Annotated in this window: 21 protein-coding genes; 13 read left to right on the forward strand and 8 right to left on the reverse strand. The window is 40.2% G+C overall.

The features are described 5' to 3' along the window. Positions 1–5: 5 nt before the first annotated feature. Positions 6–851 (forward strand): SDR family oxidoreductase, encoded by an 846-nt coding sequence (locus PGP85_RS00845; protein ID WP_270325553.1) that lies wholly within the window; start codon positions 6–8, stop codon positions 849–851. 49 nt (positions 852–900) lie between these two features. Further along, entirely contained in the window at positions 901–1,761 is an 861-nt protein-coding gene (locus tag PGP85_RS00850; RefSeq protein ID WP_270325554.1) for an SDR family oxidoreductase, read from the forward strand. A 49-nt stretch (positions 1,762–1,810) separates the two neighbouring features. Here PGP85_RS00850 and PGP85_RS00855 read toward each other — a convergent pair whose 3' ends face one another. Further along, a complete protein-coding gene (locus tag PGP85_RS00855) occupies positions 1,811–2,416 on the reverse strand; it encodes a uracil-DNA glycosylase family protein (protein ID WP_270325555.1) in 606 nt (201 codons plus the stop codon). A gap of 246 nt (positions 2,417–2,662) precedes the next feature. Between PGP85_RS00855 and PGP85_RS00860 the strand changes: the two genes are divergently transcribed. The 5 genes from PGP85_RS00860 (at position 2,663) to PGP85_RS00880 (ending at position 6,687) form a co-directional block, all read left to right on the forward strand. After that, positions 2,663–3,373: a helix-turn-helix domain-containing protein gene (locus PGP85_RS00860; RefSeq protein WP_270326108.1), complete on the forward strand. Its 711-nt coding sequence runs from the start codon at positions 2,663–2,665 to the stop codon at positions 3,371–3,373. A 57-nt stretch (positions 3,374–3,430) separates the two neighbouring features. Beyond that, complete coding sequence (locus tag PGP85_RS00865; protein ID WP_270325556.1) at positions 3,431–4,204, forward strand: CPBP family intramembrane glutamic endopeptidase; 774 nt, start codon at positions 3,431–3,433, stop codon at positions 4,202–4,204. Positions 4,205–4,343: 139 nt separating this feature from the next. Beyond that, positions 4,344–5,405, forward strand: coding sequence for an ABC transporter permease (locus PGP85_RS00870; RefSeq protein WP_270325557.1), 1,062 nt, complete (start codon positions 4,344–4,346; stop codon positions 5,403–5,405). Between the two features lie 12 nt (positions 5,406–5,417). After that, positions 5,418–6,119, forward strand: coding sequence for an ABC transporter ATP-binding protein (locus tag PGP85_RS00875; RefSeq protein ID WP_270325558.1), 702 nt, complete (start codon positions 5,418–5,420; stop codon positions 6,117–6,119). Positions 6,120–6,150: 31 nt separating this feature from the next. Then, positions 6,151–6,687, forward strand: a complete 537-nt coding sequence (locus tag PGP85_RS00880) for a TetR/AcrR family transcriptional regulator (protein WP_270325559.1) — start codon at positions 6,151–6,153, stop codon at positions 6,685–6,687. 41 nt (positions 6,688–6,728) lie between these two features. Here the strand turns inward: PGP85_RS00880 and PGP85_RS00885 are convergent, their stop codons facing one another. Further along, positions 6,729–7,367 (reverse strand): hypothetical protein, encoded by a 639-nt coding sequence (locus tag PGP85_RS00885; protein ID WP_270325560.1) that lies wholly within the window; start codon positions 7,365–7,367, stop codon positions 6,729–6,731. A gap of 223 nt (positions 7,368–7,590) precedes the next feature. On the opposite strand from PGP85_RS00885, the gene PGP85_RS00890 reads away from it, so the two are divergent. Together PGP85_RS00890 and PGP85_RS00895 are read left to right on the forward strand one after the other, a co-directional pair. Further along, positions 7,591–8,160, forward strand: a complete 570-nt coding sequence (locus tag PGP85_RS00890) for a TetR/AcrR family transcriptional regulator (protein ID WP_270325561.1) — start codon at positions 7,591–7,593, stop codon at positions 8,158–8,160. Positions 8,161–8,173: 13 nt separating this feature from the next. After that, the gene (locus PGP85_RS00895) at positions 8,174–8,776 is read left to right on the forward strand and encodes a hypothetical protein (protein ID WP_270325562.1); all 603 of its coding nucleotides are present in this window, start codon (positions 8,174–8,176) and stop codon (positions 8,774–8,776) included. Positions 8,777–8,819: 43 nt separating this feature from the next. Here PGP85_RS00895 and dapD read toward each other — a convergent pair whose 3' ends face one another. The 6 genes from dapD to PGP85_RS00925 all read right to left on the reverse strand — a co-directional run bounded on the left by dapD (position 8,820) and on the right by PGP85_RS00925 (position 15,113). Further along, on the reverse strand, positions 8,820–9,521 hold the full coding sequence (gene dapD, locus PGP85_RS00900; RefSeq protein WP_010741928.1) for a 2,3,4,5-tetrahydropyridine-2,6-dicarboxylate N-acetyltransferase: 702 nt from the start codon (positions 9,519–9,521) through the stop codon (positions 8,820–8,822). Between the two features lie 370 nt (positions 9,522–9,891). Further along, positions 9,892–10,647 (reverse strand): 4-hydroxy-tetrahydrodipicolinate reductase, encoded by a 756-nt coding sequence (gene dapB / locus PGP85_RS00905; protein WP_270325563.1) that lies wholly within the window; start codon positions 10,645–10,647, stop codon positions 9,892–9,894. Further along, positions 10,644–11,534 (reverse strand): 4-hydroxy-tetrahydrodipicolinate synthase, encoded by an 891-nt coding sequence (dapA, locus tag PGP85_RS00910; protein WP_270325564.1) that lies wholly within the window; start codon positions 11,532–11,534, stop codon positions 10,644–10,646. The genes dapB and dapA overlap by 4 nt, the downstream gene beginning before the upstream one ends. A gap of 153 nt (positions 11,535–11,687) precedes the next feature. After that, the gene (locus tag PGP85_RS00915; protein WP_408639885.1) at positions 11,688–12,020 is read right to left on the reverse strand and encodes a DUF2568 domain-containing protein; all 333 of its coding nucleotides are present in this window, start codon (positions 12,018–12,020) and stop codon (positions 11,688–11,690) included. Between the two features lie 163 nt (positions 12,021–12,183). Beyond that, entirely contained in the window at positions 12,184–14,013 is a 1,830-nt protein-coding gene (locus PGP85_RS00920; RefSeq protein ID WP_270325565.1) for a glucose PTS transporter subunit IIA, read from the reverse strand. A gap of 20 nt (positions 14,014–14,033) precedes the next feature. Then, entirely contained in the window at positions 14,034–15,113 is a 1,080-nt protein-coding gene (locus PGP85_RS00925; protein WP_270325566.1) for an SIS domain-containing protein, read from the reverse strand. 190 nt (positions 15,114–15,303) lie between these two features. Here PGP85_RS00925 and PGP85_RS00930 point away from each other — a divergent pair, with 190 nt between their 5' ends. From PGP85_RS00930 to PGP85_RS00945, 4 genes are all read left to right on the forward strand, one after another. Then, the gene (locus tag PGP85_RS00930; protein ID WP_270325567.1) at positions 15,304–16,359 is read left to right on the forward strand and encodes a LacI family DNA-binding transcriptional regulator; all 1,056 of its coding nucleotides are present in this window, start codon (positions 15,304–15,306) and stop codon (positions 16,357–16,359) included. 305 nt (positions 16,360–16,664) lie between these two features. Then, positions 16,665–17,807 (forward strand): aminotransferase class V-fold PLP-dependent enzyme, encoded by a 1,143-nt coding sequence (locus PGP85_RS00935; protein WP_270325568.1) that lies wholly within the window; start codon positions 16,665–16,667, stop codon positions 17,805–17,807. A 6-nt stretch (positions 17,808–17,813) separates the two neighbouring features. Continuing rightward, positions 17,814–18,878: a YedE family putative selenium transporter gene (yedE, locus tag PGP85_RS00940; RefSeq protein WP_251865146.1), complete on the forward strand. Its 1,065-nt coding sequence runs from the start codon at positions 17,814–17,816 to the stop codon at positions 18,876–18,878. Between the two features lie 21 nt (positions 18,879–18,899). Next, on the forward strand, positions 18,900–19,133 hold the full coding sequence (locus PGP85_RS00945; protein ID WP_010741937.1) for a DUF3343 domain-containing protein: 234 nt from the start codon (positions 18,900–18,902) through the stop codon (positions 19,131–19,133). Positions 19,134–19,179 lie beyond the last annotated feature (46 nt).

The raw sequence follows: 19,179 nt of genomic DNA on the forward strand, positions 1-19,179 counted from the left end.
CTATTATGAATTATTTAGTAACAGGAGCAACTGGTGGATTTGGCGGTTATGCCTTAGATTTCTTGAAGGAAAGTGTATCTGACTCTGAAATATATGCCTTAGTTCGCAGTGAAGAAAAAGGCGAGGCATTAAAGAAAGCTGGTTTTAATACACGTATTGGTGATTACGCGGATGCGGAATCGATGAAAGCAGCCTTAAAGGGTATCGATCGTTTGCTATTCGTTTCCGGTGCGCCAGGCAATCGGCAAGAAGAACATGGAAATGTTGTTGATGCAGCTAATGAAGCCGGTGTATCGTATATTGCTTATACAAGTTTTGCAGGAGCGGATCACGCAACAAGTCCTCTAGCTGCTGATCATCTCTTTACTGAAAAACGCATTGAAGAATCAGGAATCCCTCATACCTTTTTACGAAATAATTGGTATTTAGAAAATGAAATGCCGATCGTTCAAGCGGCATTGACTGACGATAAATTTGTCTACGCGGCTGGCAATGGGAAGACTGGTTGGGCATTGAAACGCGAGTATGCAGAAGTTGCGGCAAAAGCATTATTAGGTGAAGATTTCCCAGCAATTCTTGAATTATCAGGAAAACCTGTGACTTACGAAGTATTGGCTCAGGCATTAAAACAAGCAACTGGGAAAGAATTCGACGTGGTCAATTCAGACGATAAGGGCTTTGTGGCAAATTTAGCAGCGAGCGGTCTTCCTGAACCAGTGGCGGAAATCTTTTTATCTTTCCAATATGATATTAAGAATGATCAGTTGGATGTCGTTTCCGCTGATTTTGAAAAGGCATTGGGCAGACCGCTGGTTAGTTTAGAAGCTGGATTTAAAGAATTATTAGCCTAAGTGATGAGGATAGGCGTGTATTTTGATTGAGGAGAAGGAAGTGGATGGAATGAACTTTGCAGTAACTGGTTCCGCTGGAAATTTAGGGAGTCGTGTGGTGACTAAGCTGGCTGCTTTAGTCGATAAGAAAAATATCGTGGCGCTCGTGCACACACCAACTAAAGCACAAAACTTAAAAGAACAGGGCGTAACAGTCAGAACAGGCGACTATATGGATGTTGACAGCATGATTGCGGCATTGAGGGAGATTGATCTGGTGATTTATATTCCCAGCAAGACTTATGATGTGGTTCAGCGTGTCTTGGAACTGGAGAATACGCTGACTGCGATGAGGAAAGCAGGAGTTAAGAAGATTATTTTCGTTAGTTTCTTTGCCGATCAGGAAAAGAATCCTTTCACTATGTCTCCTTATTATGGTTACGCGCCAAGACGTTTGGCCGGCTCTGAATTTGAGTATACGGTCGTTAAAAATGCGCTGTATGCTGATCCGTTGGTTCCGTATTTGCCGGAATTGATTGAAAGAAAACAAATCATCTATCCGATTGGGGCAGAAAAACTGTCATTTATCTCACTGGACGATAGTGCGGAAGCGTTGGCCAAGTTAGTTGTTCAGCCGGATTTACGAGACAATGGGCAAACTTATTTGCTCAGCCAGAAGGGAAACTATTCGATGGATCAGTTGGGCTCGATAATGAGCGATGTGACGGGAAAAGAAATCGGCTATCAGCCTGTTACGCTGGAAGAATTTGCGGAGATTTATCGTGGTGACGGCGATGGCAAAGAACTGGCTTCCATGTATCAAGGCGGTGCATTGGGATTATTAGGAGAAGTGACGAACGATTTCGAGACGATTACTGGACACGCACCGCTGGATATGAGGCTCTTTTTACAAGAAAATTATAATAAATAGTTAATCGGCTCTCTTATCTTATAAACAAAGATAGGAGAACCGATTTTTGTTATTCTGTTTTTTTCGTAATAATACGAAACATAGTGGCAAGATCCTCAGACGCCATTTGCACCTTTGACTTTTCAATCAAAATGTTTTTGCCAGTCATGATATATGAGGGCATGATTCGAATGTCCTGATAGAAAATTTCACTTTTCCGTATTTTGTAAGTAGAGATGGCAGGAACGGCATTTTTCTTGGTCGCTTTTTTTGTTATTCGATTAAAGCATTTCTTTGCGACATCACCCATCAGCATAATAACCTTAACATTTGGAAAAAGGGACAGTTCTTTTTCCAAATAAGGCAAACTTTTCTCGATACTGGCATTATCGACTGCGGATTCTGTCTTAGGCATCTTTATCGCATTTGTCAGATAGATGCCTTGATCTAAAATTTCCTGAACCGTTGTGACCTCGATACCGGCCTTTTGAAATAATGGAATTGTCGTTTCTAGATAGGTTGCATCTTCTGATCCATAGAAATCATTTTCTGGATAGGCTGGAACGACTTCATTGATCATGATTGCCTTTATCGATGCTGGATCGATAGTGATGTCGTTCAAATAGGCCAGCGGATCGCTGCCAACCTCTTTTTCAATTTCCTGTTTAATATTCATCTTCTAACCTCCTATAAAATCAGTGTACTATACAAATCTTGACAAAGTATGTCCAGTTTTCGTAAATAACGGAATAAGATCAGTTTTTCCTTTGTGGTCCGTCTTTTCGAAATTCTTTACGCTATAATAATGTATTAGGAAAAAAGGAGAGAAGAGGGAATGGAAGAGACATACTTAACCAACGATCTCTTGTCAATCACAGGTATGACGAGGGATACGTTGCGGCATTATGAATAAAAAGGGCTGATTCAGCCAGAAAAGGACACCTACAATAACTATCGCCAGTTTCGTTTCGCAGATATTTACCGTTTATTGGTGATCGACTTTTATCGCAAGCGCGGCTTTACCATTAATGAGGTCAAGGAGCTGCAGGAAAACTTTCAGGAAGAGAATTTCTTGCAATTGATGCAGCAAAAAAGTACGGAAATAGAAGAACAGCTGCAGCATTATTCTGGGATTTTGGAGCGTATGAATAAGCTGGCGGCCTTTCATCAGCGTTTTATGAAACAGGGTGCTGAATTAACTGTGGCGCGTATGCCGCTGTTTGAAATTTTAGGCAGTTTCAATGAATTCGCTGAGTTTGACGAATATCGGCAGATTTTGACGCATTGTTCGAAAGAGGAAGATATTCTTTCCGCCATCATCCGCAGCTTTGAATTTACTGAAGACGGAATCACAGACTCACGAATGCTGATCGTCAAAGAGGTCAGCGATAATCAGCTGCAAGAGGGGAAAGAGTACTTGAACTTTTCTCAGTGTCTCCATACAATCATGACGGAAAACTTGGACGAGGAAAACAGTGAGCAGATTCCCCAACAGATGTTTGAAAAAATATCAGACTATTCTCAAAAGAGGCGGCTTGTTCCGTTAGGACGGGCATTTGTTCTGACTAAAATGATCACTTATCGCGAGCAAAAAGAGCAGGCCGTGCTAGAAATATTTGTCCCAATAAAATAATCTCTTGACCCGGGGGCTGCCCCCGCCTCTAGACTAGGTTTACAGGGGGAAATTATTATGACAAAAACAGCTAAAAAATTTATTCTTTATACGTATTTGATTTTCTGGGGAATGATCCTTTTAATGGGTTCGTTGATGGTCGTGACAGGAAGTCCGCAGCCTTCCGCTATCTTGCAGATCATCTCTTCATGGTCACCCACATTTGCAGTCATCTTGTTTTGGAAAAGATTGCGGCCAGTTGGAAATTTGAAAATATTCATTAAAGAAAAATTTTCAACACCTGTAAAGATGAAATCACTAGGAATGGTGATTGGCCTTCATTTAATCTTTTTTGTCGGTTCTGTCGTGATCGTTTCGGTGTTAGTAAAGAAACCAATCCATGAAATGGTCATGTTAACGCCAAGCTTTCTGTTCGTTTCTGCGTTGAGTCATATCGTTAGAGGGCCGGTAGGAGAAGAATTGGGTTGGCGTGGATTTTTACTGGGAGAATTAGAAAAGAACCATCGACCGCTGATTGCTTCAATCATTTTAGGTCTAGTTTGGTCAGGCTGGCATTTTCCTTTGTGGTTGATGTCTGGCTACAGTGGTCTGGATTTAGTTCAATACATTCTATTCTTCACGATTTGGTGCATCGCGCAATCAATCATCATGACGCTGCTTTACAAAGGCTGTCCGAATTTATTGATCCCGATGATCTTTCATTTTTTTAGCAACTATTTTCTAGGCTTGCAGACGGCTGATTTATTATTGCTGTTGAGAATCAATGCGAGTTTATGTTTGGTCGCAGCTGTGGCCTGCGGTGTGGTACTTTATCGAAAAGGAAAAGAATAGGAATAAACCAAGCAATCCACAGTCATCTGTCGATTGCTTTTTTATGGTTTAGAAGAAAGGGTCTCCGAGCAGATTAGTTTCCTTCGAAAATTAATCGTGTTACGGTAATTTTATCAACTGATAAGTGGAGGTCTTTTTTATGTTTTTAGCGATTAATGAAATCAAACATTCCAAGCTGCGTTATACGTTAGTGATGGGTGTCATGTTTTTGATTGCCTATCTGGTGTTCTTTTTAACGGGGTTGGCTTATGGGCTGGCACAGGACAATCGGACGGCAGTAGACAAGTGGGATGCCGACAGCATTCTTTTGACAGAGGAAGCGAATAATAATTTGAATATGTCTATGATCCCTTTGAAAACCTTTGATGAGGTGAAGGCGGATGAAAAAGCGTATCTTGCTCAAACGGCCGGAGTCATAAAAGGCGAGGGCGGAGAAAAAATTGATGTCAGCTTTTTCGGGATCGATAAGGATCAATTTTTAGCGCCGAAATTGACCAGCGGAAAAATGTTCTCCTCAGATGATGAAGCTGTCGCTGATATTTCTCTGAAGGATGAGTACGATTTGAAAATCGGTGAGACTGTTAAAATGGCCGGGAATGATAAAACATTGAAAATCGTCGGTTTTACAAACAACGCGAAATTTAATGTAGCACCGGTACTTTACACAACGATCGGCGCATATCAGGAAATCCGCTTTGAAACGCAAGGAACCAGTGAGAATACTCGAATTAACGCGATCATCACTCGTGGAAAAGTTCAATCCATTCCTGACGATTTGGATAAGACGGATATAAAAAGTTTTATCAATGATCTGCCAGGCTATAGTGCTCAAGTATTGACCTTTGGCTTTATGATTGGCTTTTTGATCGTAATTGCCGCGATCGTAATTGGTATATTTATCTATGTATTAACGATGCAAAAGGCAGAGATCTTCGGTGTTATGAAGGCCCAAGGTATTTCTAGCAGATACATTTCCAATTCCGTAATTGCGCAAACCTTTTTACTTGCGACCGTTGGGGTAGTGATCGGATTGGCTGCAACGTTGGGTACAGCACTGGTGCTGCCCGATGCGGTTCCTTTCCAAGTCAATATGCTGTTCTTTGGCGGTATTAGTTTGATGATGATTGCGGTAGCGTTGATCGGTGCGTTCTTCTCAGTTAGAACAATCGTCAAGATCGATCCATTGAAAGCAATCGGGTAAGGGGGAGAAAACATGAGTGCAATTGAATTTAAACAAGTAGAAAAAACATTTAAAGATGGCGATTCAACGATCGAAGCGTTAAAGGAAACCAATTTTTCAGTCGAAAAAGGAGAGTTTGTCGCGATCATCGGTCCTTCTGGTTCAGGGAAAAGTACCTTTTTGACGATTGCGGGCGGTCTGCAATCACCCTCAAGCGGCGAGGTGTTGATCAATGATGAAGACTTTAGCGAAAAGAAAGAGAAAGATCGGGCGAAGCTGCGATTTAAAGAAATCGGTTTTATTTTACAAGCATCGAATCTTGTTCCGTTTTTGACGGTCAAAAAGCAATTAAAATTGGTCGATAAAGTCAGCAAAAAGGAGAATTCCGAGGTTGCTGAAAAGCTGTTCGAACAGCTGGGCATCGACAGTTTAGAAAATAAATATCCAGAAGAATTATCCGGTGGGGAACGACAGCGTGTCGCAATCGCTCGCGCATTGTATCATGATCCAACGATTATTTTGGCAGATGAACCGACAGCCAGTCTGGATTCCGAGAAAGCCTATGAAGTCGTTAAAATTTTGGCGAAGGAAACCAAAGAAAAAAATAAGGCGACGATCATGGTGACCCACGATACTCGTTTAGTGAAATATTGTGATCGCGTGTTGGAGATGAAGGACGGTCAATTAAAAGAAAAGTCAATGAATAAGGATGAAAAGGAGTCTTATAGCGTATAATAAAGTATCAAAGAAAAAATGAGGCGATTCGATGTACGAAGAGATTTTGGATGTTGCCGAAGAACTGTTTATGAAGCAAGGCTATAATGACACTTCCACTCGGCAAATCGCAAAGATTCTTGAGATTACGCAACCGAACATTTACTATCATTTCAAAAATAAAGAAGAGATTTATTATCAGGTGATGCTGCGTCTGGCAAATGAGGTTGGAAAAAATTTGATCGAACTATCCGCTAAGCACACAACCTTTGAAGAGAAAATCAAGGCAATGGCTTTTTATTTACAAGAAAGACATCCGTTCAGCTTGTTTATGATGATGCATGATATTCAGCACACTGTTTCACCAGAAGTATCAAAAAAACTCTTTTCGCTGTGGGAACAAGGCTATAAACAGCCTTTTGTCACTGTTTTTGAGCAAGAAGATAAGATTCGATCCACGGTCGATTCGGAGTTTGCGGTGCGCCAATTGTTCATTTTAATCTCCGCATACCTTGATCTGCCAGCAGAGATTAAGCAAGAAAATCTAAACAAAGCCGTGGAAATTTTTTTCTACGGGGTGTTGGAGTAATAGAAAAGTCCCATCGTCAATTATGGCGATGGGACTTTTGCTTACGCTAAGACAGCTGCGATCATATCTGGCAATTCTTTTTTCATAACGCGTTTTGTTGATAGAGCGTCAGTATAAGTAATTGTTTGATCAGCGGCGACCGTTGCTAATAATTGACGGTCTTTTTTAGGCGGGTTATAGAAAACCTCGATTGATTTGTCAGTGTCTGACCATTCTGCAGAGTAGTTTGTCTTTGATTTTAATGATTGATTCAAAGCTTCTGCTTGTTCGGCAGTTACTCCAGTACTCGCTGGTTCTTTGACTACATCAGTTAAGATATCTTGAGCAAGTTCCGTTGCTTTATCAGTATCAACATCGACAGGAGTCTTTGTTTTGAAGCTTTCTGACCATAGGTTATAGATACTATTAGTCAATTGGTTCAACGTATCTGTTTGCGGCTTTTTAATATGCGCATCAACTAGATCCTTGAATGAGTGATCTTGCTCAGCACTTTGAATATGACGTTTTTTTCCGTCAGGTGTTTTCTCATCGAGATGGATTCGGTGAGTTTCTGCTTTGTCGAAATAAATCTTTACATCACTATGGATATGACTAGCTAATGTTTCTTCGACTTGAGCAAAAGTTTTGTTAATTTGTTTGTTGCGATTTTTGATTGTTTTTTTGATACTTTTTAAATTCACGAGTATAATTCAGTCGCTTTCTTTTAAGAATTGTTCTAATCCGATTGTATTATAGCATACTTCGCTAAAAGTGCAGTAAGAATAAGGTAAAAGATGTTATTTGATTCGAAAAAATGAACGAAATTTTGGTTAAATAGAGTTTAAATTAGATTTCATTAACTTGTCGACTATTTGAACGTTGTTCAGTATAATAGAACTGAACAACGTTCAAGGAGGCAGAATCATGAGTGAAAAAAACAATGTTAAAGAGGAAATTATTAAAGTAACCACTGAACTTATTGAAGAAAATGATGGAAACGTAGATCGTATTACCGCCCGAGTGATCGCAGCAAAAGCCAATATTGGATTAGGACTGATCAATTATCATTTTGGCAGTAAGGAAAAGTTAATTTCGATTTGTGTGGAACGAATTATTAGCGAAGTGATTTCAAATTTTGATCCGACAAAGGAATATTCGACAGATAGGGAACGACTTATCGCCAGTGCGACACATGTTTTTCACTTTCTGTTTGAGCATCCAGCCATTGCCAAAATTTCAATTCTATCTGATTTGCAAAATTATACGCTGAAGAGCAACTCGGTATCTACTCAATTAGGGTTTAAAAATGCATTGAAAAAAGAAATGGATAGTTCGAAAAAAGCAAATGTCTCATTTATCCTAACAGCTGCGATGCAGGTCGCTTTTTTAGGCGGCGGTACGATGAAGGATTTATTGGGTTACGACTTCAAAAAGTCAACGGATCGAGCGCGATACATTGAGATGTTAGTAACTACAATTTTGGTCGACGAATAAAAGGGGTGAGCCGATGAATAAGCAAATTGCAAAAATTTCCTCGTTGATCAATGTTCTGGCAGTTTTCAGCTTTGCATTATCTATGATTGTGGGGTCAGATTTTTTAAGTTACTTCAGTGCCATTTTTATCGCTTTTAGTTTTGTCCCAATGATGTGTGCCTTTTGTTTTTACGCAAAGCCGGAAGTTAAATTAGCGGGAAATTTGGCTATAGTATTGTCGGTAATGTATGCTTCGCTGATTTTGTTGGTTTACTATGCTCAGGTGACAACCGTTCAGGCTGGCGGTTTATCTAATGAAATGTCGGCTACTCTTGATTTCCAGCAATTCGGACTGTTTTTCAACTACGATATGTTAGGTTATGCGTTAATGTCATTAGCCACTTTTTTTGCTGGATTAACGTTAACCGCGAGTAGCAGGTCTGACAAATGGTTGAAAATTTTATTATTGATTCACGGTATTTTCTTTTTCAGCTGCTTCTTTATGCCGATGCTTGGTTTATTTAAGCCAGGAATGGTAGGCGGGGAGTGGATCGGTGTGGCAGTTTTATTGTTTTGGAGTATTTATTTTATACCGATCGGTCTTTTGTCCTTTTATCATTTCTCGAGGTATAAATAAAAAGGAGTTACGAAATTAAAGTACCATTTCGTAACTCCTTTGCTTATCTTAAATCATCCAAAAATTCAGTTTTTCCTGGGTCGATCTCGTCTTTCATTTTAATGATCTTAGCAGGGGTACCCGCAACGACTGCGCCAGCAGGGACATCTTTTGTAACAACTGCACCAGCTGCTACAACGGCATCTTTGCCAATGTGAACACCTTCTAAAATAACGGCGTTGGCACCAACTAAAACATTATCTTCCACAACGACCGGTGAAGCACTAGGTGGCTCAAGGACTCCTGCCAACACTGCACCTGCGCCAATATGCGCATGCTTTCCAACGGTTGCTCGAGCACCTAAAATAGCTCCCATGTCAATCATCGTACTTTCACCAATTGACGCGCCGATATTAATGATCGCGCCCATCATGATGACTGCTTTATCACCAATTTCCACACGGTCACGAATCAAAGCACCTGGCTCGATTCGTGCATTGACGGATGAGATATCCAGCATCGGTATCGCTGAGTTTCTACGGTCATTTTCTACATGAACATCTGTGATTTTGCCTTGTTGTTCATTTAATACTTCTTGTACGGCCTGACTTTCACCAATCAAGATCCAAGTCTTTTCTTGACCGAAAAATTGAACCTTTTCTTTTGTAATCCCCGCTAAGTCTCCTTGGATATAGGCTTTCACCGGGGTCATTTTTTCGGCGTTTTTGATATATTTGGCAATTTCATAAGGATCGGTTAAAGTCATTGAATCTGCTCCTATCTCGTATATAAGTAATTATTTTTTCTGAAAAGTGAAAAAATAAGTTTGATTCTCATCACGTATATCATCCAACTAAACATTGAATACGAAGTTTAGCATTCGGCGGTTATCCTGATATAAAATCAGGCCACACTGCAAAAAGTTGGACTGACATCCTATCTCGTATAAAGGTAATTATTTTTTCTAAAAAACGAAAAAATAAGTTTGATTCTCATCACGTATATCATCCAACTAAACATTGAATACGAAGTTTAGCATTCGGCGGTTATCCTGATATAAAATCAGGTCTTACTGCGAAAAGTTGGACTGACATCCTATCTCGTATAAAAGTAATTATTTTTTTCAACAGCGAAAACTAGCTTTCGTCGATTAATTTTTCCATGTCGTATAGGCCGGTCGTTTTATCACTTACGTATTTTGCGGCTTTGACTGCTCCGCTAGCAAAGATATTACGTGATAAAGCTAAATGATTCAACTCAATCACCTCATCAGGACCAGCATAGATTACTGTATGTTCACCTGGAATCGTTCCTCCGCGAACAGCGTGGATACCTAACTCTGACAAAGGATTTTCTAAATCGTTGCCATGACGGCCATAGATATAGGTTTTCTTTTCTTCGACTGCGTCATTGACCGCATCGGCCAGCAGAAGGGCGGTGCCGCTTGGAGAATCCTTTTTCTGATTGTGGTGCTTCTCAACGATCTCGATATTGAATTCGTCCTCTAAAACAGGAGTGATTTCACGAATCGCTTTTGCTAACAAATTGATTCCCAAAGACATATTAGCTGAGAAGAAAACTGCCGTTTGTTCAGCCGTTTTTGTAATTTGTTCTTTTATCTCATCAGTCAGTCCGGTTGTCGCTACGACGACCGGGATTTTTTTTGCCGCTGAATAGTCCAATACCGCAGGAACGGCTGAATAATGAGAAAAATCAATGATTACGTTCGCTTCTACCTGACAATCTGCGATGGATTGGTAAGTAGGGAAGTCAGCGGAAAACGTTTCGCGGTCGATTCCGGCCACGACTTGCATTTCAGGTTGTTGTGCGATCATTGTCTGCAAAACATGGCCCATTCGACCATTGGCGCCGCTTAAAATAATGTCGATCATTTAGCGACCTCCAAACCGTAAGCAGTCATTTCCTTTTTCAAACCTTCAACTGTTTCTGCTTTCGCAGCTGAAAGGGGAAGGCGGAAGTTCGGTTCGATTTTTCCTAATAGGCCAACGCCAGTTTTGACTGGAATTGGATTTACTTCAAAGAAAATTGCATGGATCAATGGTAATTGAGCTAATTGCAGGTCCTTCGCTAATGGGAAATCACCGTCCAGTAATGCTTGGGTCAATTCATGGGTCTGACGGGGAGCAATGTTTGCGATTGTTGAAATAGAACCGCGTCCGCCAAGCGCCATAATTGGCAATACTTGATCATCATTTCCAGAATAGATGGTGAAATCTTCCGGCATGATCCGAGCGATTTCAGCGATCTGGGAAATATTTCCGCTGGCTTCTTTGATTGCTACCACATTTGGGATCTCCGCTAAGCGTTTAACCATTTCTGGCGCGATATTCATATTGGTACGTGAAGCTACAGAATATAAAATGATCGGTAATTTCACGCTTTGTGCGATTTTTTGATAATGTAAAAACAGGCCTTCGTCTGAGGCTTTATTGTAGTAAGGAGTCACGATTAATAGGGCATCGGCGCCAACTTTTTCCGCACCAGTCGATAACTCGATAGCGTGCTGTGTGTCGTTTACACCTGTTCCAGCAATGACTGGAACTCGTCCGTCGGCCTTTTTGACGACTGCCTCAATTACAGCAATATGTTCGTCATTGGCTAAGGTAGATGCCTCGCCGGTAGTTCCGCAAGCGATAATTGCATCGGTTCCTTCGCTGATTTGCCACTCAACAAGTTCCTCTAATTTCTTGTAATCAACAGCACCATCGGCTTTCATAGGTGTAACTAATGCGACACCAGATCCTTCAAATATTCTCAAGGGAAACAACTCCTTCTTCATTTTTTATTTTTTAGAAAAGGCCTTTCTATAAGAAAGGCTCTTTAATAGTAGAATTATATCTTAATTATGAGTGAATGCCAACGTAAATCTCATGGATTTTTTAATCAAGGGCAATCAAAAAAACAAGGACAATTAGTGTCCTTGTAAGTTTAAGAGATACATCAACAATAAATCCAGACTGGCAATCAAAAAGTAAGCGATCCCGATTTTATTGCCGAAAAGCGAAAAGAAGGCGAATGTACCGATTGAATAAACGGCAAGCTCCAAAATTAATTTTGCGCCGCCCGTCAGTACAGTAGATGATTTTGGCGCACCATATTTTGCCCAAACGATCGTAATGATCACCGCTAAAGCAACGAAAATTAATTTTTGATAGATTTCCTTTTTAATAAATACACCGCTGAAAAGTCCAATAACCGTACAGACTTCGAGTAAAAAGCGGATTCCTAAGACTAAACCAGCCAACAGCACGACCTCCAAGAATTTTTCTTTCTATTCTATAGAAGGAAGTTCTTGATGTCTATAGAATAAATACCCTAATTGTTTAAGCAAATAAAACAGAATGACTATTTTATTTATAAAAAATCTCACTTTACATTGGCTAAAGTGAGATAGATCAATCAAAAGGTTAGGCAAAAATTCTTTCTTGCGCAGATAGAATGGATTCTCTTACATCGACTTGAAGCTCATTATTATCTGGGAACACCACAATAATCGTATCATCAATTTCTTTTTGTTTAAAGAAATCAAGATCAATGTTTGCAATTTGTGTTTTTTCCGAAACCTGCTGGCCCTCTTTAACAAGGATATCGAAGCCTTCTCCATTTAGAGAAACGGTATCCAAGCCCATGTGAATTAAAGCTTCTGTGCCAGTTTCAGACTGGATGATGATCGCGTGTTTTGTTGGAAAAATTGATTTAATAGTTCCAGCAATGGGGGAGTAGATTTCTCCATTTTCTGGAATAACTGCAAAACCATTGCCCATCATTTTAGTTGAAAAGACATCATCATTCACTTTTTCTAAGTTGATGACATTTCCTTTTACCGGATTAAAAAGGTTCGTACTGATTTTTTCAGATACATTAGACAATTCATCTACCTTGCTGTTTTGTCTTTTTCCGATAAGAATCGTTAAACCCGCCGCGATGATGAACGTAGCTGAGATTGCGATGACTTCATAAATCATTTTTGATTCCGGACCATTGAACATTCCTAGCATGAAGACATTCAAAACAGGGGCAAAGCCATAAAGTTTTACTCGGAAGAATCCAGTTAACGCGCCACCAACAGCCGCACCAATACAGCCTGCAATGAATGGATACTTTTTCTTCACATTCACACCGTAAAGTGCAGGTTCGGTAATTCCGAAGAAAGCAGAAACGGCAGCGGAAATAGAGATTTGTCTTTCATCACGATTTTTTGCGGTGGCAATAGAACCCACGACTGCACCAAATTGACCGAAGACGGCTGACATAAACATAGCCATGATGGTATCAAATCCCAACACTTGCGTATTGATTTGCCCAATTGGAATGATTCCCCAATGTACACCGAAAATAACGAAGAATTGTCCGATTCCCGCTAACAAGCCACCGGAGATCGTTGGACTTAACTCATAGAGCCAAGCATATCCGTTCGCAATTCCAATCCCAATATAGTTGGCAAGGGGACCGATGAATGCAAAAACGACAAAACCAGTAACTAATAGAGAAAAAGTAGGTACGAAGACTAAGGCCGCAACTTGAGGAATGATTTTCTTCATCCATTTCTCAACGTGAGCCAAAAAGTAAACAGCGAAAACAGTCGGTAAAACGGCGCCGCCATATATTTTCAACGGAATCGTGAATGCTCCCAGGACTACCTCGCTTGGAAAATCTGCGGAAGTCAATGGAAAAATTAACGCTGCAGCAAGAGCGACTGCAGTATAGCGACTAACTTTAAACTTGTCAGCAGCAGTGATCGCGATAAAAATAGGTAATAAAGTAAAAACTCCGGATGATAAGGCATTCAATACGGCGAATACAAAAGAAGCCTCATCGATTACTTGAGTCATTTGTAAAAGAACAACTAATCCCTTTAGCACGCCGACAGCGGCTAGAATATTAATATAAGGTGTAAAAATTGCAGAAATTGTTGATAGTAAACGATCTGAGATTTTTTTCTTTTCTTGCGGTTCCGCCGAAGATTCTCCTTCGGCAGTTCCTAGATCACCTACGAATTGAGTGAGTGTCTCGTAGACATCTGTTACTTTTGGTCCGATAACTACTTGATATTGTCCGCCGGTTTTTAGAGCTTTCATGACAATCGGCAGATTATCTAATTGACTTTGTTGAACTTTTCCATAATCTTTTAACGTAAAACGAAGTCGTGTTGCGCAATGGGTCAAACTCAAAACATTTTCTTTTCCGCCGACATTACTTAAAATCACTTTAGCAGTTTCATCATAATTTGCAGTCATTTCATTTTCCTCCTAATTTTTTATGCATAATCCCCAGGTTTCGTTTTACTGTTCATGGCTACGCCAAAGTCAGTATAAATTCGTTTGGGTAAATTATTACCTAATGCTTCAGCGATATGATGAGCCAGCAGTTGGAAGGGAACGATCATGAATAGAGGTGCTTTGTACTCATCAATCTCTAAGTCCAGTCCAAGTGTTCGGTCATCATTGCTTTTGTTCAAAGTCAGAGTATAGAGATTTTTCACATGCTGCTGTTCATAGTCACGCAATCGCAATAAGCGATCATTGACCGGAGAATTCGTTTCGATAAAAAATAGTTGATGATTTGGATTGACTTCCAAATAGGGTCCATGCATGAATACTTCGATATCCATTCCTTGGCTAGGAACTCGAACGGTTTCACAAAATTTCGTTTGCATTTCTAATGCAGTGCCGATTGCTGATCCACAGCAGAGAGAAGTGAAGCGGGAAGCTTGAACTAACTGAACTGCCCAACGATCGAAGAAGCGTTCTGTTTTTTCAATCACGGCAGGCAACTCTGCAATGGCTTTTTTAAACTCTTGTAATTCACTTTCTTCTTGAGAAGCATCCAATAAGTTTACGTTTCTTGCTGTTTTCAATCCCATAAGCATTAATTTTAAAATAGTGGCTGAAAAACCCTTTGTGACGTAGCCGACACGTTCTTCACCATTTTCAATGTCAATTACTGTATCAACAACAGTAGCAATTTCGCTAGTTGTTTTTCCAGTAAGTCCAATGCGTTGAATCTGGGGGTGTTCTTGACTGATTTTCTGCAAGGCATTGATTGTTGAAGTGCTTTCGCCACTCTGAGAGATACCGATAATCACATCGATCTCTGGCCGAAGTTTCTCGTAATAATCGAACTTGAAAGGTTCCTCGATCGAAATATGGATATTAGTCATTTTCTCGATGTAATATTTTGCGCTGAAAGCGGCATTGATACTTGAACCAGTAGCCAGAATTAGCCAATTTGTTCCCGTAATGCTAGGGACATTTTCTGGATACCCTTTCAATATGGTGTTAAAGATTTCAGGTTCTTCGTTGATATAGGTCATCATGGTTGGATTTTTTTGAATCATAAAAACTGCCTCCTTATTTTCGGTAACGTTTCCGGAATCAGTGTATGATATTTCACTCAGTAATGCAAGAGTTTTTTTCATATTGTTTTTATAATAATCGGTAACGTTACCGATATTTGATTTTAATTTGACCTGGTTATCGTTTTAAAACATAATGAGTAGAGAACGTTTCATGAATGTGAGGGTGTATATGAATACTAAAGTGACCATCAAAGATATTGCTCGAATTGCTGGAGTTTCAGTGAGTACTGTTTCACGCGCAATTAATGATGATAATGAGGTATCAAAAAAAACAAAAGAAAAAATTGACGCGATTATTCGTGAGCAGAACTATCGTCCAAGTATGTTGGCTAGAGGAATGGTCTCAAAACGAACAAATATGATAGCGCTGATCGTTTCAGATATTACGAATCCTTATTTTTATCAATTTATTGCCAATATTGAGGAGACATTGATCGATCAGGGATACACACTTTCGCTTTTTGATACGCAAACTGCCAACGCCCATAGTGATTCAAAGAAAAAAGAAATCGAAATAAATATTTTCAAACAGATTCAGGAAAACAATTTTGATGCAGTGATTCTTTTAGGCGGTCTCATTGATCGAGTCACTTTAGATGATGAGTATTTAACAGGTTTGCAAAATTTAGCGAACGATATACCTACTATCATAGTAGGCAGGAGAATTTCTCAGCTGAACAATAAAAATGCAAAGATTATTTTTATTGAGCGAGATCAAGAATTAGTAACACAATTTTTGGTTACTCATGTAATAAAAAAGGGATATAAAAAAATTGCTTTTATAGGAGGAAATGCATCAGGGTGGGTTACAGTTGCTAGAGTAAATGCTTTTAAAAATACGCTAAGGCAACATGGACTAGCATTTAATAAACAGCGTGTTGTTAACAATAACTTTTATGCTCAGGATGGATATGACGGTGTTCTGCATTTGCTAGAACGTAATGTTGAATTCGATGCGATCATTGCTATTAATGATCGCGTTGCCCAAGGCGTGATACGCGGCTTGATTGACGTAGTCGAGGAATCAACTAAAATCGGTGTTGCCAGCTGTGAACATTTTACAGAGAGTATTTTCAATAATCCAAGAATCACCTCTGTTGACCATAACTTGAAGGATCTAAGTAAATTGACGGTTGAGACGCTGATTTCTTTAGTCGAAGGCAGTGAAATGGTTGAGGAAGCCCAAAAAATTCTTCCTAGACTAGTTTTGGGAGAATCAATCTAATTCTATTTTTGTATATTAAAGCAAGTTCATCTAATTTTGAGTTTTTGGAAGATTAGAAGAGTTTGCTTTTTTAACTTTACTTTCTTCCAAAGAATCCGCTACACTAATATTGTGATTGATTGAACGATGCTGTTGTTATGAATTGTCAGGAGGTGGGGAAAATGCAGAAGTATACGACTGCTTTTACATGAGTGTGAGGAAGTCCTTACTTAGAAGTTTCTAAGGAGCACTCTATTTTCCCTGCTCAACAGAGTCTTTCCCAGCTGAATCGGGAAGGATGTTCATAACAAGAGGAGAAATGAACTATGATTTATTTAGACAACTCTGCGACAACACTAAAAAAACCGGCTGTCGTAATTGAGGCCGTGACAAATGCATTGAGTCAATTAGGAAATTCTGGGCGCGGTGTGCACGAGGATTCTTTGAAGTCATCGGAAGTGATTTTCCAAACGCGTCAAGGGTTATGCCGTTTATTCAATGGCGAACAGGCACGGCAAATCGTCTTTACTTCGGGTGCTACAGAAAGTCTGAACTTAGCGATCGAAGGAATGCTATTTGGCAACGATCATGTGATCACGACTGCGCTTGAGCATAATTCAGTCTTGCGGCCGCTTTATCGAATGCAAAAAGAAAAAGGATTAGAGCTGACGATAATTCCAGCGGATAAACAAGGTAACTTGGACTATTCTGATTTTGAGTCGGCAATCAAGGAACAGACGAAGGCGATCATCGTCACTCATGCCTCAAATGTAACCGGAAATATTGTGGATTTGGAAAAAATCAGTGGAATTTGTGAAAAGCACGGACTCTATTTGATCGTAGATGCTTCGCAGTCAGCGGGTGTTTTACCAATTGATGTTCAAGCATTGAAGATTGATTTATTGTGTTTTACTGGACATAAAAGTCTTTATGGACCACAAGGGACTGGCGGATTGTACGTTCGGCCGGGTATTTCTCTGCGCCCATTAAAGATTGGCGGAAGCGGGATCGATACGTTTAATCCGCAGCATCCCACAAGTTTTCCAACAGCGTTAGAAGCGGGAACTTTGAACGGTCATGGAATCGCGGGATTAGGTGCCGGTGTGCACTATTTGTTAGATCAGACTATTGAAAAATTGAGTCAAGAAACTGGTCGGATATCACAGCTTTTTTATGAGGAGGTTTCAAAGATCGATGATCTGATCGTGTATGGTGATTTTTCAACGAATCAACGTTGTCCGATCGTGTCATTAAACCTTGGTCAAAGAGATTCTGCAGAGATTAGTGATTTGTTGTCTTATGAATATGGGATTGCCACTCGTTCTGGTGGTCATTGCGCACCTTTGATGCATGAAGCGCTAGGAACAAAAGAACAAGGGGTGGTTCGTTTTAGTTTATCCTCCTTTACGACTGAACATGAGATTTGGGAAGCGATTGCGGCTTTACAAAAAATTAGTCAAAAGGAGTAATGATCAATGGCAAATAAGAAAATGTATTTGACGGTTGGGGTAGGATTTGGTTTAGTAGCAATTATGTTGGCCTATTTTGGTAATCCAGCAAATATGGCAATTTGTGTCGCGTGTTTTATTCGTGATATTGCTGGTTCGGCGAAGCTTCATGGAGCGCCGCCAGTGCAATATTTACGACCTGAAATTATTGGTATTATTTTTGGCGCGATGCTGATGGCAATTCCTAGAAAAGAATTTCAAGCCAGAAGCGGCTCTTCTACGGCAACGCGTTTCTTACTAGGATTTACAATGATGATTGGGGCATTGGTTTTTCTTGGCTGTCCATTGCGGATGGTCTTACGGATGAGCGGCGGCGACTTGAACGCTTATGTGGGATTAATCGGATTTGTTGGCGGTGTATTTACGGGAAGCATCTTTTTAAAACAAGGCTACTCATTGGGGAAACCGCAAGAGACTAAAAAATCTAGCGGATTTATGGTGCCGGGCTTCTTCTTAGCGCTGTTTCTATTATTCTTAGTTGTTCCATCACTATTTGTAGTGAGTAAAGAAGGACCGGGGAGCTTCCATGCACCTGTAATGATTTCATTGGTCGGCGGGTTAGTTTTTGGCGGGCTGGCGCAATTGTCTGCGATTTGTTTTTCGGGCAGTATCCGAGATATCTTCTTAATGAAGAATTTCAATCGAATTACAGGGGTTCTGACATTGTTTGTGGTGGTCTTAATCTACAATATCGCGACTGGAAACTTTCATTTAAGTTTTGCTGATCAGCCGATCGCTCATATGGAGCATCTATGGAATATTCTTGGACTATATGTGGTTGGTTTTGCCGGAGTATTGCTCAGCGGCTGTCCATTGCGCCAATTGATTTTGACGGGACAAGGTTCTTCAGACGCTGGAGTGACAGTGATCGGAATGCTGGTCGGTGCGGCTTTTGCGCATAATTTTGGTTTGGCCTCGTCTGGCGAAGGAACGACCAGTTTCGGGCGGATCGCGATCATTCTATCGATTGCGTTACTGTTTATTATCGCGTTTACGAATTTAGGGAAAAAAGCGGAAGCTTCCGCGAATTAATGAAGCAGGGAGAGATTTCTGGTGGTAAAAGAATGGCTTATCGTGACTTTTGAGACTGAATATGATGCGTTGCATTTTTCAAATTTATGCAAACAAGCAAAGTTAGAGGGGCGCTTGATGCCGATACCGCGTAAATTATCCGCAGGTTGTGGGATTTCGTGGCGTGCGGAGCCCGAGCTTGAATCGGCCATTCAAGTGTTGATTCAACAGCATTCAACAGACCTTTCCTGTGAAGTCGTAAAAATTAATCTTTAAGCTATAAAGTGATTCGCTCTTGATTGAGTTGAATCACTTTTTTTGT

Origin of the sequence: Enterococcus malodoratus, from assembly GCF_027659535.1 — a bacterium.
Taxonomy (GTDB): domain Bacteria; phylum Bacillota; class Bacilli; order Lactobacillales; family Enterococcaceae; genus Enterococcus_A; species Enterococcus_A malodoratus.

Bases quoted from the DNA above. Each gene is read 5' to 3' on its own strand.
- PGP85_RS00880 (WP_270325559.1), top strand. From the start codon at position 6,151: ATGTACGAAGAGATTTTGGATGTTGCCGAAGAACTGTTTATGAAGCAA.
- PGP85_RS00845 (WP_270325553.1), top strand. From the start codon at position 6: ATGAATTATTTAGTAACAGGAGCAACTGGTGGATTTGGCGGTTATGCC.
- PGP85_RS00890 (WP_270325561.1), top strand. From the start codon at position 7,591: ATGAGTGAAAAAAACAATGTTAAAGAGGAAATTATTAAAGTAACCACT.
- PGP85_RS00920 (WP_270325565.1), bottom strand. From the start codon at position 14,013: ATGACTGCAAATTATGATGAAACTGCTAAAGTGATTTTAAGTAATGTC.
- dapD (WP_010741928.1), bottom strand. From the start codon at position 9,521: ATGACTTTAACCGATCCTTATGAAATTGCCAAATATATCAAAAACGCC.
- PGP85_RS00930 (WP_270325567.1), top strand. From the start codon at position 15,304: ATGAATACTAAAGTGACCATCAAAGATATTGCTCGAATTGCTGGAGTT.
- PGP85_RS00865 (WP_270325556.1), top strand. From the start codon at position 3,431: ATGACAAAAACAGCTAAAAAATTTATTCTTTATACGTATTTGATTTTC.
- yedE (WP_251865146.1), top strand. From the start codon at position 17,814: ATGGCAAATAAGAAAATGTATTTGACGGTTGGGGTAGGATTTGGTTTA.
- dapB (WP_270325563.1), bottom strand. From the start codon at position 10,647: ATGATCGACATTATTTTAAGCGGCGCCAATGGTCGAATGGGCCATGTT.
- PGP85_RS00925 (WP_270325566.1), bottom strand. From the start codon at position 15,113: ATGATTCAAAAAAATCCAACCATGATGACCTATATCAACGAAGAACCT.
- PGP85_RS00855 (WP_270325555.1), bottom strand. From the start codon at position 2,416: ATGAATATTAAACAGGAAATTGAAAAAGAGGTTGGCAGCGATCCGCTG.
- PGP85_RS00895 (WP_270325562.1), top strand. From the start codon at position 8,174: ATGAATAAGCAAATTGCAAAAATTTCCTCGTTGATCAATGTTCTGGCA.
- PGP85_RS00935 (WP_270325568.1), top strand. From the start codon at position 16,665: ATGATTTATTTAGACAACTCTGCGACAACACTAAAAAAACCGGCTGTC.
- PGP85_RS00875 (WP_270325558.1), top strand. From the start codon at position 5,418: ATGAGTGCAATTGAATTTAAACAAGTAGAAAAAACATTTAAAGATGGC.
- PGP85_RS00850 (WP_270325554.1), top strand. From the start codon at position 901: ATGAACTTTGCAGTAACTGGTTCCGCTGGAAATTTAGGGAGTCGTGTG.
- PGP85_RS00870 (WP_270325557.1), top strand. From the start codon at position 4,344: ATGTTTTTAGCGATTAATGAAATCAAACATTCCAAGCTGCGTTATACG.